The 14,499-nt window shown below is 40.3% G+C and carries 10 protein-coding genes; 4 read left to right on the top strand and 6 right to left on the bottom strand.

What is annotated here, in order from left to right; all coding sequences use genetic code 11:
• Positions 1-86 precede the first annotated feature (86 nt).
• Positions 87-1,676 carry a bifunctional AfsR/SARP family transcriptional regulator/alpha/beta hydrolase gene (locus tag PSR9079_RS00785; protein WP_218939769.1) on the bottom strand — a complete coding sequence of 530 codons (1,590 nt, stop codon included), beginning with the start codon at positions 1,674-1,676 and terminating at the stop codon, positions 87-89.
• 429 nt (positions 1,677-2,105) lie between these two features.
• Between PSR9079_RS00785 and PSR9079_RS00780 the strand changes: the two genes are divergently transcribed.
• From PSR9079_RS00780 to PSR9079_RS00770, 3 genes are read left to right on the top strand one after another with little or no spacing between them, the layout of a single operon-like run.
• The gene (locus tag PSR9079_RS00780) at positions 2,106-4,058 is read left to right on the top strand and encodes a hypothetical protein (protein ID WP_149980060.1); all 1,953 of its coding nucleotides are present in this window, start codon (positions 2,106-2,108) and stop codon (positions 4,056-4,058) included.
• A gap of 35 nt (positions 4,059-4,093) precedes the next feature.
• Positions 4,094-5,872, top strand: coding sequence for a HEAT repeat domain-containing protein (locus PSR9079_RS00775; RefSeq protein WP_179959131.1), 1,779 nt, complete (start codon positions 4,094-4,096; stop codon positions 5,870-5,872).
• Positions 5,869-6,933 carry a zinc metalloprotease gene (locus PSR9079_RS00770; protein WP_149980058.1) on the top strand — a complete coding sequence of 355 codons (1,065 nt, stop codon included), beginning with the start codon at positions 5,869-5,871 and terminating at the stop codon, positions 6,931-6,933. The genes PSR9079_RS00775 and PSR9079_RS00770 overlap by 4 nt, the downstream gene beginning before the upstream one ends.
• Before the next feature lie 81 nt (positions 6,934-7,014).
• Here PSR9079_RS00770 and PSR9079_RS00765 read toward each other — a convergent pair whose 3' ends face one another.
• Entirely contained in the window at positions 7,015-8,043 is a 1,029-nt protein-coding gene (locus PSR9079_RS00765; RefSeq protein ID WP_149980057.1) for a glycoside hydrolase family 43 protein, read from the bottom strand.
• Between the two features lie 102 nt (positions 8,044-8,145).
• Between PSR9079_RS00765 and PSR9079_RS00760 the strand changes: the two genes are divergently transcribed.
• Positions 8,146-9,156: an arabinan endo-1,5-alpha-L-arabinosidase gene (locus tag PSR9079_RS00760; RefSeq protein ID WP_149980056.1), complete on the top strand. Its 1,011-nt coding sequence runs from the start codon at positions 8,146-8,148 to the stop codon at positions 9,154-9,156.
• A 98-nt stretch (positions 9,157-9,254) separates the two neighbouring features.
• Here PSR9079_RS00760 and PSR9079_RS00755 read toward each other — a convergent pair whose 3' ends face one another.
• The 4 genes from PSR9079_RS00755 to PSR9079_RS00740 are packed head-to-tail and all read right to left on the bottom strand — an operon-like array spanning position 9,255 to position 14,469.
• On the bottom strand, positions 9,255-9,689 hold the full coding sequence (locus PSR9079_RS00755) for an FKBP-type peptidyl-prolyl cis-trans isomerase (RefSeq protein ID WP_145234141.1): 435 nt from the start codon (positions 9,687-9,689) through the stop codon (positions 9,255-9,257).
• A 10-nt stretch (positions 9,690-9,699) separates the two neighbouring features.
• Positions 9,700-12,150 (bottom strand): glycoside hydrolase family 127 protein, encoded by a 2,451-nt coding sequence (locus tag PSR9079_RS00750; RefSeq protein WP_149980055.1) that lies wholly within the window; start codon positions 12,148-12,150, stop codon positions 9,700-9,702.
• A gap of 22 nt (positions 12,151-12,172) precedes the next feature.
• A complete protein-coding gene (locus PSR9079_RS00745; RefSeq protein ID WP_033103079.1) occupies positions 12,173-13,117 on the bottom strand; it encodes a glycoside hydrolase family 43 protein in 945 nt (314 codons plus the stop codon).
• A 14-nt stretch (positions 13,118-13,131) separates the two neighbouring features.
• Positions 13,132-14,469, bottom strand: coding sequence for an MFS transporter (locus tag PSR9079_RS00740; protein WP_149980054.1), 1,338 nt, complete (start codon positions 14,467-14,469; stop codon positions 13,132-13,134).
• Between the last annotated feature and the right edge of the window lie 30 nt (positions 14,470-14,499).

Below are 14,499 nucleotides of genomic sequence, written 5' to 3'. Positions count from 1 at the left end.
GCCGATATTCACTTTTTAATGCCCACTAGACCAGATATGACTCTGAACTAGCAGTCTTTTTATTGTTATGCCCTATTATGGTTTCTTTAATGTCGCGCAATAAAATCACGAATAGTATCAACAAATACTTTTGATGCTGGCTCTCTACCCAGTAACAAATGACCATCGCTTTCTAAACCAACAAACTCAGCATTAGGAATAGCAGCAGCAAGGTCACGCCCTACACTAATAGGTATACGTTCATCGCCTAAAGAATGCAGTACCAATGTAGGCACTTTCAACTTGGCAAGCTGCTCACGCACGTCAATATCAGCAAAAACAGAAAGAAATCGCACCGCATTCTCCGGAGATGTTGTGAGACGTTGAAACTCATTAAACCATGCAAGCTCACTTTGATCTGCACTGGGCATGAATGTTGAAGAGAATATTTGTCGATAAGATGGATTATTTTGCCCCCAGCCAATTTTGGTTAGAGTGATCACCGCTTCTCTTTCTTGGATTGTATTTTCATCTGCATCGATACGCCAACCAGCGGCATACCCTCCAAACAAAATTAAATGCTTAACTCGCTCAGGATGTCTTATCGCATACTCTATCGATACGGCAGCCCCTTGCGAGATACCTAATAAAGAAAACTGCTGATGACCACTTGCCTCAACAACTGATTCGAGATCAGTCACAAAAGATTCAAAAGAGATATCTTTAACATTCCAATCAGATAACCCGTTACCTCGCTCGTCATAGCGAAAAAAATGATGGCTCTGCGCTAAATCACGAAACAAAGGGCTCCAAATTGGAGAGTTCCAATCGTGTTCGAGATGACTTAGCCAATTTGCAGCTTTTATTATTGGCAAACCTTTACCAACAGATGCATAAGCAATACTTACGCCGTCCTTCGCTTTACAAAACTGTACCTTCTGTCGTGCCAATAACTCTCGCACTTCTGTTTGATTAATAGCTTTGGGAATTTCATCAGGGTTAGCATTTAAACTACTTTCTTTCGACCAATTGATCCCTGCTCGGTTAAAGCGCTTTTCGAACTCATATGAAAGCTTTTTAACTTCATTAAATTTACCTGATAACTCTAATTGAGTAATGAGCTGAGTAGCTGCATAGGGATTAAAAGGATCAATAGTTTGCCAATCTCTAGCGTATTGTAACCTTTTAGAAAACTCCACATCTGCATGGCAACTGAGTCTTTGTAACACTTTGGCACGCAGATTCTTCAGTTGCTGACGCTCACCTGTCAACCATTGCTGAAATAGCGCTTGGTTTGGTAAGTCAATCCCCTCTAAAAATTGACTTTGTAATTGGGCTAAAATAGTCTCTAGCTCCTTGGCTGATAAATTAGCTTGTTTTACTTTTTCCGTAATCGTATGTACATCAATTTCAATACCTACACTCAGTAAGTTAACGCGTTCTCTATCCGCTACTAATCGCTCACATTCCTTGTCATTCACGTAAGGTCTAATTTTACTTAACGACCATCGCAAAGCGCCTTTAATGTCATCTGGTATTTCCCAAAAAACTTCACATAAGCGATCTCTACGGTGCGGCCTTGATGTAAATGCAAGGTAAGCAAGCAGCGCACGTGTTCTTTTAGACGTTGGTAATGTTAAAGGTTCACCATCACGCAGTATTTTTAATTCCCCTAACATATTTATTGTTAAGACCATAAAACACATTCCTATAGAATTCGATTTTGACTACTGTGTTTTATAACAGCACTTATTTGCGCACAATATTTACCACTTTATATGTTATGTAAAGCGTACTTTTACTGGTCAGAGATCTAATCTCTCATTTAGGAAGGATAAAAAACATGTTTGAATGAGGATAATTGTATCACTGACTGATTACTCACGCCGATTATTATTTAACAGTTACTTTTTTACAACAGCATGTTTCTCTTAAAATTAAAGAAATGTTTAACGTTTAGCTAGCTAAATATAAATAGCGAAGTATAAAAACCAAACACAATTCAAATACAACCTTGTTGAGCATATAACAAATACCACGGAAATTACCACGTTAACTACGACGGGGATTACCACGCAGGGTCGCTATTATTGTTCGATGATTAATTTAATTTGAGAAATGTAACAATGATAATTAACAAACCACTTCGCGCTATTAATATATTGGTGATACTGGCGGCATTAAGTGCATGTGGTGATAACTCCCCATCAGTCGAAGAACCTGCTCCAGTTGACTTTGATGTCGAAATGTCCAATTTTACAATGGACTTTGATACCTCTAAAACATTTGCCCTTAACCATCGAATACCGGTGTCATTTACTATTAGAAATACCAGTAAAGATGCAACTGAAGAGACGCAAGTTCCTGTTACCTTCAGTTTTGTAGAGAAAAATCCAATTGATCCCTCCTCCCCTATTGTTTGTAACTCTAATGCAATTAATGTACAGCTACTTGCTAACGGTGAGCCTACCGTGGTAGAAAATGAATTTATTTGGCCGATAAGTGAATGCCAAAACCTTGCCGAACAAGGAAAACAAGTTGAGTTAAAAGTCGGTTTTTATCGTGATGGCGAAGAAATCAATGGCTATGTTAATACTAAGTTGCCAGTGCTCTCATTACGTGAAGCGGGTGTAGATGTAGAGTATCAACTTAAAACGGAGTCATCCATAGGGCTATTGGCTTTACCCCATGAAGATGAATCGCCGACTCCTGTTCTCTCCGTTCAGTCTGGTTTTGTTTTTAATGGTGCTGATCCATATTATTCTAAAATTAATGATGATGAAATCCCAGAAGATTTAGACGTTGTTGATCCAAGTTCAGGCCTTACTATCAAACAAGAGCTAACATTTGGTATGAGTGAAGAGCAACTAAAGCAACTTAATCAGTTACCGTCGTCTGCAAATTTAACCTATAAATTGATTGCCCAAAACAACCCTGGGATACAACTTGATTTAATGATTGGCCAAGAAAATGGGCAAGTTAATAACTCATATGAATTTAGTGAAATTCAACCAGGTACTGCAGATCAAGTTAATCATGACTTGTATTTAAAGCAAACGGACTTAGATGCACTACTTGAAGGCGACCTTGCTAACGAGGCCTTTTTCATTTTGCGTGGCTGTATCGAAACTAGCTTTGTACAAGACGGTAATGAAAATGATTTAACCAATGATTGCAAAGACGTTGATATAAACCTAGAACGAGAAAGTAATAACATCTCAGCAGCAAGCCAAGTTGCATTTAAGAAAAACCAAAAGCGCCGACCTGGTAGCTCTCGCATCAGTGTTGAGTCTGAAATGGATATTGATAACACACTACAGCGCAATGGTATTTTAAGCCGTGCCACTGGTGAAATAGTATTAAAAGGGAATATAGGCAGACGTTTTGATGTAAAAATAGCTGAGGCTTTAGCTGAAGCAATCGTCACAAAGAAAGAATCATCTTATTTTCACCAAATCAAAGTGTTTAATAAAGTCGTTGCAGGTAAAAATGAAAATAGTAAAGAGGGTAAAAAACACCTGAAAATAAAACACAATTTCGAGAAAGATAAAACCCAGCAAGTGGCTAGCTTAGGTTATGGTTTTGGCCCTGTTCGTCTAGGTTTTAAAGTTAGTGTCGGTGGCCGAATTGGGCTTGATGTCGATGATGATATGGATCTACTTGACGATTTAGCACAGTGTCAAACGTTACTTGTATCGCAAGAGCAAATAGCAACCTGTGGTTATATTCGCCGTACCGTAACACCTAACTTTAGCTTCACAGGCATTGTATTTGGTGGCTTAAATTTACGTTTTGTTAAAGCGGGTGTTAAAGCTAGATTACGTCTTTTAGAGCATAAATTTCCATTGACCGGAACGCTGGGTTTTGGCCTTACGGATAATGAACGAGTGTTGGTTCGAGGTAATGTTGATTTAGACCATTCTCTAAACACAATCAGTGGCAAAATTAAATTAGTAGGCTCAATTAAAGTATTCCGGTTCCGTCGTAGTAAGTCAGTAACCCTTGCCAGCTTCTCATCAAGACCTGTTACACAACAGCTACTTAGACGCAGTACATCAGGTACGCTTGAGTTACTTTAAAGCTAGAACCAGCACTATAAATGAGAGATATAACAATGAATAAAATAACAATGAAAACAGTGCTGCTTGCAAGTGCTGTTGTCATTATTGCTGGAACTGTTTTCATAAAGTTCGCTCTGGTTAGTAAACCTAATCAACTCGAAGTTGTTGGCCTTTTGCAGCCGGCAAGTTGTGATTTTAGTGAAGGTCAAAAGAGCGCATTTAAAGTAGAATCATCTGTCACAGCGGAGAATCAAAGTGATACTTTTAAAGCGATAATGAGTTGGCATGTTGATGAATTTAATGGAGATATAGCAAAAATACGCGCAAGCTTTAGTGATGTTGAACTAAAGCAAGCTATGACGTTACCAGAGGAGCGTGCAGATTCTCCACAAGGACAAATATTTTTTTTAGAAGTGAACAAAAGTTGCATCATAACCAGTACAGCGTTTACACAATCATGGGAGCCAAAAACGCAGTTGCTAGTTGCAGCTTTGCTTGATAATTTAACTTTTTCATTACCAAAGAAAAACGCATCTCATTGGCAGCTTTCAGCATTAGATGGTCTGGGTGATTATACTGCACATTTTAATTTAGTTAATGAGTCGCCTGTTCAGATTCAGCGTGCTAAAAATAATCACTTAACGAGAGGTGCAGTCGATGACTTTGGTTTAATACTGTCTGTTAATAAATCCATTGCAACGGCTACATTCAACAGAGGCATGCCCCTTTGGTGGCAGTCGATTACGGGTGAAGAGGAAATCAGTGTAAAAGTTCAAAATGAACCTGAAATACGAATGTTACAAACGTTTTCATTACAACGTGACGATCAGTTATTTACAGCAATTGAGCAAATAGATTGGAGCATGGCAGAAAAATCTACTCCCTATGACCTACCAGCTCAATTTGATGAAACCGTTCAAAGCCGCCAAAGCTATGAGGAAACATTTGATAGTTTTATTAATGCGATAAACGATCCATCACCGCGTTATTATGAAGCAGCGCTAGAAATGGCAGCATGGCTTAAAAAACATCCTGAAGACGTTAATTTATTAGTATCCGAAATTTATGGTGCACTTGACGATGAAGCTCGTCCAACAGCCTTTTTAGCACTGCAATTATCTGGGTTAAATAACGCAACCGACGCATTGTCAGAGATGGTTTTTGATGCAAATCTAAGTCAAGGCGATCAATCAAGAGCAGCCTCGGCATTGGCAGATATAGGCGAGCCTTCTCGAGAGGTTGCCGATCTTTTGCTATCTCGCTCTACGATGAAAGATATTGCCGGTAATACCAGTTTATTGGGTATGGGCTCAATGGTCGACCGCTCTGATGACCCGCTTTTACGTGAGTATATTATAGATTCACTACAACAAAATTTTGCAGACACCGCTTCACAAAGTGAGCAACTTACGCTTATTGATAGTATGGGGAACACGGCTGATCCTGCATTTACTGAGTTATTGAGTGAACAACTAATATCGCAATCAGAGGCCACACGCCGTCGGGCTGCTGATGCGCTAGCAAGGCTAAACTCTGAGCAAGCCCAACCCGCTTTATTAAAAGCCCTAAGCTCAGAAAATAACTCTTCAGTAAGCGCAGCATTAGTCAAAGCACTTAAAGATAGTGGCGCAGCATCATCCGACGTGGTTGATGCACTTGCCAAGCGTGTAAATTCACTCGATCCACAACTACGTGCCGCAAGTATTGATTTACTTGGCGCCCAACAAACACAAGAAGCGAAAAATCTATTAGTAACTCAATATAAACGTGAATCAGATGTATACATTAAAAGACGTATTGGTAGGTATCTTAGCGCGAAGGATTTGAGATGAGAAAGTTTATGCCAATGTTATACGCTTTTGCAGCTGTTACTTTAACAGGCTGTAATAGCGAACAGGCTACTGAACAACCTACTAAGCAAACGACTGAACAAGAGACTAAGCAAAATGATTGGACACCGCTTAACGTTAATTTTCAAAATACGACCGAAAATAACAGTTTTGCCGTTAAGATCCCCCTTAGTGATGCCCGACGTGCGCTTCGTGTAACAACGTTGCCCAAGGGATGTTTGATTGCCTCATCAGCTTTAAATGTTAATGGCGATACGCTAATAACCGATAAGTCGAGCGCAAATAAACACCTTTGGAGAACAAATAAACTTTCTGATCAGGGTTTGTTTGTATTAGAAGGTGTTGCAGCGGAGGTCACTCAAATGATATTTAAACCAGTGCCGTGTGACTCTTTTTCCAAAGATACTCTAGCCAAAAATATCAATATAGAATTGCTCGTCTCTGCTATGCCAGCTAATCCAAGCATTAACGTAAGGTTTGCTTTAAGTTCTGCTATTGCTTCTGAAATAGATGTTGAATCACTTTCTATTTTAATTGGCCTTGAATTAGACCTGAACGTTAATGTAACTGAGGTTGAATTTATAGATGATGCAGCCATCATAATGAAAAGTACTCACGATTTAACCCCTTTAGCAAATATCTTGTCACAACTTAAAAGCAAAGATGAGGATACGATTAGTGTTGTTATTGGCAAATGCGTTAAACAACAAACTGGCTTTGGCCTACAAAATTTAGCAGGGTTTACGCCTCGTATCCCTGGTGGCGCAGGTGTGGCTGATGGTATTTTTGTATCACCCACCAATTGCGCTTTCCCACAAAGTGCTCCTGGCACTATAAACGAGATAGCACGATTAACAGCGCATGAAATTGGCCACTTCCTTGGACTCGCTCACCCCGTAGAAGCCAATGGAACTGAAGATGATTTAACCAGCACCACCGTCAACAATCTGATGCACCGCGTTCCTTTAGCAGCAACCGCTAAAGGGCTAACACTCGAGCAAACACAAAGGATACAGGCACATCCCTTCGTAATTGACCTATAGAATATTTTAATAGTTTAAATCACTATCATCGGCATATATCTGACTGTAGTAAACTCATTATTAACTATGGGAGACTAATAATTAGTCTCCTTTTTCTTTAGACAAAATAGGAAATCCTTGGTCATCCCACTTTATTACGCGTGCACGCGCATGGCGATTTGGATCTGTTAAGGGTGTACCCTGTAACTCTTTATAATCACGGCTATGGTAAATTAGTAAGTCTGTAACACCGTCCTCTGCTTTTACAAAACTATTGTGACCTGGACCAAAGCGCCCTACTTTTTCGTTACTTGCAAAAATTGGCTGTGGCTTTTTATGCCAGCTTGCGGGGTCGAGTAAATCAGCATCTGCATCGGCCCATAACAAGCCCATTGCATATCGATGATCAGTCGCACTGGCAGAATACGTAAGTAGCACTTTCCCCTCACGGATCATCACTGCAGCTCCTTCATTCACCTTATAGCCTTGTATTTCCCAATCAAGTGTTGGCTCTGAAATATTCACTATTGGCTCTTTTATCGATGTTGGTGAATCCATTTGTGCAATCCACAATGCGGAGTTATACGTTGCGGGTTGGTTTTGCTGTGCCCACACTAAATAACGCTTACCTTTATGGCTAAATGTTGTAGCGTCCAACGAAAAACTATCAAGGTGGGTTTTTAACTGACCCATTTCTTGCCACTGCCCGTTCATCGGGTTTTCACTGTCATTTTTAAGCACAAACATACGAATACTAAACGGCTTTTCTACATCACCCGCTGCAAAATGAATATACCAACTGCCATCAACTTTATGTAGCTCTGGTGCCCAAATATTGGTACTCATTGGGCCTTTTTCATTTTTATGCCAAATCACTTTTGGCTCTGCTAGTTTCAAGTCATTAAGTCTACAAGCTTGACGTAATTCAATTTCGTCAAACTTAGGGGATGTACCAATAAAGGTATAACAACCGGTTTTTTCATCGCGGACCAACCAAGGATCAGCGCGTTGCAAAACAATCGGGTTATCAATTGGCATTAATGTTGGGCTATTATTTGCCTCTGCAACACTGTAAAAGCATGACATACTAAGTACGCTTATAATTGCAGTGGCAATCAGATTCTTGGCCATGGTATTTCCTATTTTTATAGTTTAATTTCCATTGTTAATATTGTATTACATATATTATAGTAGCTGATAAGTTTAATGATTAAAATAAAAAGGTAGGCAACTATGAAACACGCAAAAAAGTTCGCTCATACATGTAAACTGCTCGGTGCAAGCACATTACTTTGTTTAGCAAGTAATACCATGGCTAAACAAGTTGAAGTACACGACCCTGTAATGACCAAAGAAGGCGATACGTATTATGTTTTTAGCACGGGTATGGGGATCACGTATTACGAATCCAAAGACATGAAAAATTGGCAGCTTACCGGGCGCGTATTTAAAGACGAGCCGAGCTGGGCAAAACGAGTTGCCAGTGACTTTGGTGGCCACCTTTGGGCGCCGGATGTATACCAAAAAGATGGCAAGTTTTACCTTTATTATTCTGTGTCTGCGTTTGGTAAAAACACCTCGGCGATCGGTGTAACGGTTAACGAAACTCTAGATCCTAAATCACCAGATTATAAATGGATAGATCACGGTATAGTTATACAGTCTGTGCCTGAGCGTGATAACTGGAATGCCATAGATCCAGCGATTGTTGAAGATGACAATGGTACACCATGGATGAGCTTTGGTTCGTTTTGGGGCGGTCTTAAATTAGTGAAACTTGACGATGATATGGTACGTTTGGCACAACCACAAGAATGGCATAGCATTTCAGCACGCCCTAACACTGAACACGGACCTGTAGAAGCACCATATATCTTTAAAAAGAATGGCTATTACTACCTATTTGTGTCGTTTGATAAATGCTGCCAAGGTTTAGACAGCACTTACAATGTCCGTGTAGGGCGCAGTAAAAACGTAGAAGGCCCATACCTTGATAAAGAAGGCCGTGACTTAAATAATGGCGGTGGTTCGCTGGTGATCGAAGGTAATAAAGACTGGGTAGCGCTTGGTCATAATGCCGCTTATACCTTTGACGGTAAAGATTACTTAGTACTTCATGCTTACGAAACGGCTGATAACGGTTTACAAAAATTACGTATTCTACCGATGACTTGGGACGATAACTGGCCAGTAGTTGATAGCAAAGATCTAAACAAGCGCACCACTAAGCTGATTGAGAAGTAACACTTAAGAACAGCCACTAAAAAACCTGCATTTTTTGCAGGTTTTTTGTTTTGATATATCGCATTATTAACACAAGAATTACTGCTCTAGCACCAATATTACTCTTTAAAATCAATGAGTTTAATATCCATAAAAATAAGCTGCTCACTGCTTGTCGCTAAAGATTCATTCAGTGCCACACTGTAAATATCGTAGGCTAGATGAGGTAAAATTAATAACTCATAACGACTTCCCTTAGGCATTAGCATTAATGCTTCTTGCAAACCTTCAATTGCTTCTGCTATCTCATACTCAGCCACTTGCTCGATTTGCCGCGTATCATAAAGCACATGCCCTGTTGCAGTCATCACGCGTTGCTGCACCTTAACAGTAGCATCCCATGAAGGTGGTTCGCCACTTCCCAGTTCAATAATTCGATACATTAAACCCGAGCCGGTTACATGCACACCAGGCTGTGTTATGTATTGCTCTGCGAGCGGGTAGCGCCGAACACTCACTTTAGAATGCACATCGTCATAATGCTGTAAACTCATACTCGTCCTACTAGTTATTATTGATTAAACGAATACCGTAAATACCACCAGCAACCGATCCTTTTATTGCACTAAAGCGCAGTGTTAATGAGCTAGCTTTTTTCATTTCATCAGTTAATGGATAATCAATACTGTAAAATTCTGCACCGGTTTGCTTAGCAGGTAAGCTAACTTTTGCCAGCACCTCACCATTAATTGTGATAGTAAACTTACGTCCAACATCTGCAGTAAAGTAACGGATACGCAGTGCAACTGCCTGCTGCTCTGAGTTAGTTAGCTTATATTCAAACCAACCTGTTGCATCACGCCAATGATGGCCGTTATTAACACCTGCACGGGTATTTTCACCTTTAAAGTCATGCTCAACTTCAGGCTGTTGCTCGCCCGGTGTAATTTGGTCAACGGTCAATAATCGTAATTGCTCTTTTGCTTGTTCAGCCGCTTTTGAATCTTTAACAAATTGAGTAAATTCGGCTTCACTTTGCTGCGGCCAGTAAACTTGATAGCGACTATCATGAAGCCTAAAAAACGGAATTAACTGAGTTGTTTGTGTGCTCCCTATCCCCTGCTGAGCAATGGCGACATTTTTATCTGTGGTAAATGCAAGTTCTGCGCTAGGGGCTCGCTTTAAATCAGCAATAAACTGCTCGGGTTCACTGAGCATGATAGGCAGTGCTTCGGGTGGACAGGTAGGCCCTGCTGCAATATGACCCATGCGACTGTCATCAGCAACAAAGTTTAAATGCTCATTTTTAAACGCTTGTACTTTGGTTGCCATTACCACAGGACCATACAATACCGCATAGTAATCTTGGTCATCAGGCAACTGCTCTGTGTACAGTTTTGGCGCTAAAGAAAAAGTTAATTTATCGCCATCATGCCAGTCATGTTTTATTGCGTAATACCCCTGCTCTGCAGTGGCATTTATTGCTTTGCCATTAAGCTTAAACTGCAATTCATCAGTAACCCAACTTGGTTTACGGATATGCAGCTGCGCTGATGAGTTATGTTTTTTATCTAATGTGTTAATCACTAAGGTTATATTATTAGCATCAGGAAAATGGCTTTGTTGAGTTACTTTTAAGCCCTGTTGCTGCCAATCAAGGGTACTTGGAATAAATAGATTTACCCATAAGTTATTGTCTTTTTTGCTGTAGATAAGCTCACCGTATTTACTATGATTTTCGATACCCGAACCGACACAACACCACATTGAATCTTGTACCGATGAATACATACGATAGTGCCCAGGACGCATTGGCGTAAAGTACACAAGCCCACCGTGCTCAGGATGTTGCGACGATAAAATATGGTTATAGGTTGCGCGCTCGTAGTATTCTAAATAGCGAGTGTCCGCGGTTTTCAGAAACAGCAGCTTGCTGAGTTTCATCATGTTGTACGTGTTACAGGTTTCAGGGCCTTCAACGTCTTCAACCATCGCGGTAAAATCTTTTTTGTCGTGAAAATGCTCACGCACACTGTTACCACCAATGGCCACTGAGCGCTCTTTAGTCACTGTTTGCCAAAAATAATCTGCGCCTTGTTGCCACGCTTTATCATCAGTGGCCTCAGCGACCTTCAACATACCAATAATTTTTGGAATTTGGGTATTAGCATGTAAGCCAGTTAGCTTATCTTGTTTTTTTAACAGCGGATCGACAATGCTATTTTGAGTAAACTGTTGCGCTAATTTGAGATAACGCTTATCGCCACTGATCGTCGCCATATCGGCAAATACCGCATTTAAACCGCCATATTCTGAATACAGCATCTGTTGAATCTGCTGCTCGCTTAACTTAGAGGTTAAGTTTAAAAACCATTCGCCTAAATCAAACAGCATGGTTTTTGCTTGTTCACTGCCTGCAATCAAGTAAGCATCACGCAAGCCATGGAAAATTTTGTCTATGTTATAAAGCGGCACCCAACGATCATTTAAACTAAATAAATCGGCTTTAATATTGCCATCATGGATTTGTTGCCACATCGCTTGACCATTTGGTATGCCTCCTAAATAACCGTCATTAACCTGTTGTGCGCGTTGTAGCTCATTTAACATGTAATCTAAACGGCGCTTTAGTTCTTCATCGCCAGTTGCAGCCCACGCAAGACTTAACGCCGATAAATAATGACCGCCAATGTGACCATCAAGCCCCGAGTCTTCCCAATTACCATAAGATGACGCTTTGGGCTCGATACCAGCTTCACGTAAGTAAGGGGCTAATAATTGATCTGGGTGCAATGCCAATAAATAACGAACGTTAGTTTGCTGGGCATGTAAAAATGGGCTTGCACTTAAGCTAACTTGCTCAAGTGCAAAAAGTTGTTGTGGTGTGCGCTGTGTATGATGCGTATTAACAGTTTTATCATCTGCATTAGGGTGTTCGCTGCAAGCCGATAACAACATTACCGCAAGTGAAAAACTAATAACGTGTGGTAATTTTTTTACTGCTAAAACAAACATACACAGAGTCCTTTTGTTATTTTTATTGTTCGCCAGGCTTACCAAAAACAGGCATACCGTTATCATCCCAATTTAGTGATTTTGTGAAGGTATGACGATCTGGGTTCCACAGTGGATCACCTTCAATTTCAGTATATTGACGACAGTGATAAACCAGCACGTCGTTACCATTTTCATCTTGCGTAAAACTGTTATGCCCGGGGCCAAACATCGACTTAGGCTCGTTACTACGAAATACCGGCTCTTGTACTTTAGTCCAGCTATTTATATCTAATAAATCACTATCTAGGTCCGCATATAGCAAGCCCATAGCATAGTTTTCATCAGTAGCACTGGCTGAATACGTTAAGAATATTTTGCCATTACGTTTAAGTACGTTAGGGCCTTCATTCACCCAAAAACCAATTATTTCCCAATCAAGTTCAGGGATGGTTAAACGGGTGATTTCGCCAGTGATCTCTGTTGGTGATGACATCTTTGCCAAATACAGATTTGAGTTACCTTTTACACCCGGTTCTTTTTGTGCCCAACAATAATAAAGCTCATCATTATGATAAAAAGTCGTGGCATCTAAACAAAAAGTATCCCATGGGGTTTCAATTTGACCGCAAAACTGCCACTCGCCTTCAATCGGATCCGCATCTTTACAGCTAATTGCATACATACGATGCTGAAATAAATCGTGCTTAATTTCACGACTCGGTGCTGCGGCAAAATAAACATACCAAGCGCCATCATTAAAATGGATCTCAGGAGCCCAAATAAGCTCAGAATATGGACCTGTTTGTGGCTTCATCCAGACCATTTTTGGCGTTGCAGTTGCAAGCCCTTCTAGGGTTTTTGCACGGCGCAGTTCAATGCCATCATAGGCAGGCACTGACGCGGTAAAATAATAATAACCATCTGTGTGCTTATGAATATATGGATCAGCACGTTGTGGGATCAAAGGTTTAGGTAAAGTTGACATAAATGCTCCTAAAATTATTCTGGTAACCGCTGGTTTTTAACCATATCGGTATAATAGTTATCGGTAATTTTGTATTTAAATAGCACAAAGCCCAAAATGGCATGAAACACACCAGGAATTATGGTCAGCATTAATGCTAATCCAGTCATGGTAAATTGACTTTGTTCAATATTTGGCTGGTAATCAAAAAAAGCTAACAGTAAACCACCGGCAAGACCCGCTAAACCACCACCGGCTTTTTGGCAAAATGAAATCCCGCCAAATGACAAGCCTGATGCCCTAACACCATCTTTAATTTCGCCATAGTCAACCGCTTCTGCAATCGCGGACCAAAACACCGGTGCATGTAAATCAACCACGAAAGATAAAATGATATACAACACAAAGGCCAACCAGATGTCACCAGGTTGCACTGCAAAAAACATTATCAGCGAAATAAACAACACTGCGATTTGTGACCATCTAAATAGTTTTAACTTACAATAACGTTGGGTGATCCACGTACTTGCCACCATAGATACTATTGATGCTGCGATACCGGCACTGGTAAAAGTACCCGCCAGATCAGGAGCACCTAAATAGTACTTAGCGTAGTACATAGCCACACTGCCACGAATTGCATAACCTAAAGTACCTAGCACACATGCGGCGCATAGCAGCAACCATTGATCGTTTTTAATCAGCACTTTAAATTGGGTCAGTATGCTTTCGGTTTGTGGTTCATGAGTAATACGTTCACGAGTAGTAAAAAAGCAAAACAGAAACAATGCTACACCACAGGTAGACACTAAAATCATTGCCAGTTTATAACCATGAGCGATATCGCCACCGCCCCACATTGACGCCAGTAAAGGTACAGAAAATACAATAATAACATTGGCTATTTTGGCAAAAAACATCCGATAACCATTCGCTGATAAACGTTCTTTAGGATCTGCGGTTAATACACCAATGTACGAAATATAAGGAATTGCTACACCGGTAAACATTAAGGTGGCAAATAAATAAGTAAGATAAGCCCACACCAACTTCATATTGTAATCAAAATCTGGCGTGGTAAATAGCAGGACGATTGAAATACCATATGGCACAGATAAAAATAAGAACCAATGGCGGAACTGCCCCCAGCGAGTTTTTACTTTATCGGTAATCACGCCCATTAATGGGTCAGTAAACGCATCAACAAAACGTGCAACTAAAAATAAAATACCCATATCAACAGGGTCGAGGCCATAAATGTCGGTGTAGAAAAACGACATAAAATAAAATAATGCAGCAACCATAACGTTTACTGCCATATCACCGGCACCAAAGCCGACTTTTTCTACCACTGATAACTTTTGATTTTCCATACAACTACCTGATTTTTAAAATATGTAGTA

The organism is Pseudoalteromonas rhizosphaerae, assembly GCF_902498845.1.
GTDB classification, from domain to species: Bacteria; Pseudomonadota; Gammaproteobacteria; order Enterobacterales; family Alteromonadaceae; genus Pseudoalteromonas; species Pseudoalteromonas rhizosphaerae.
The sequence above is the reverse complement of the archived record's forward strand: the minus strand, read 5'-3'. Positions and strand labels throughout refer to the sequence as shown.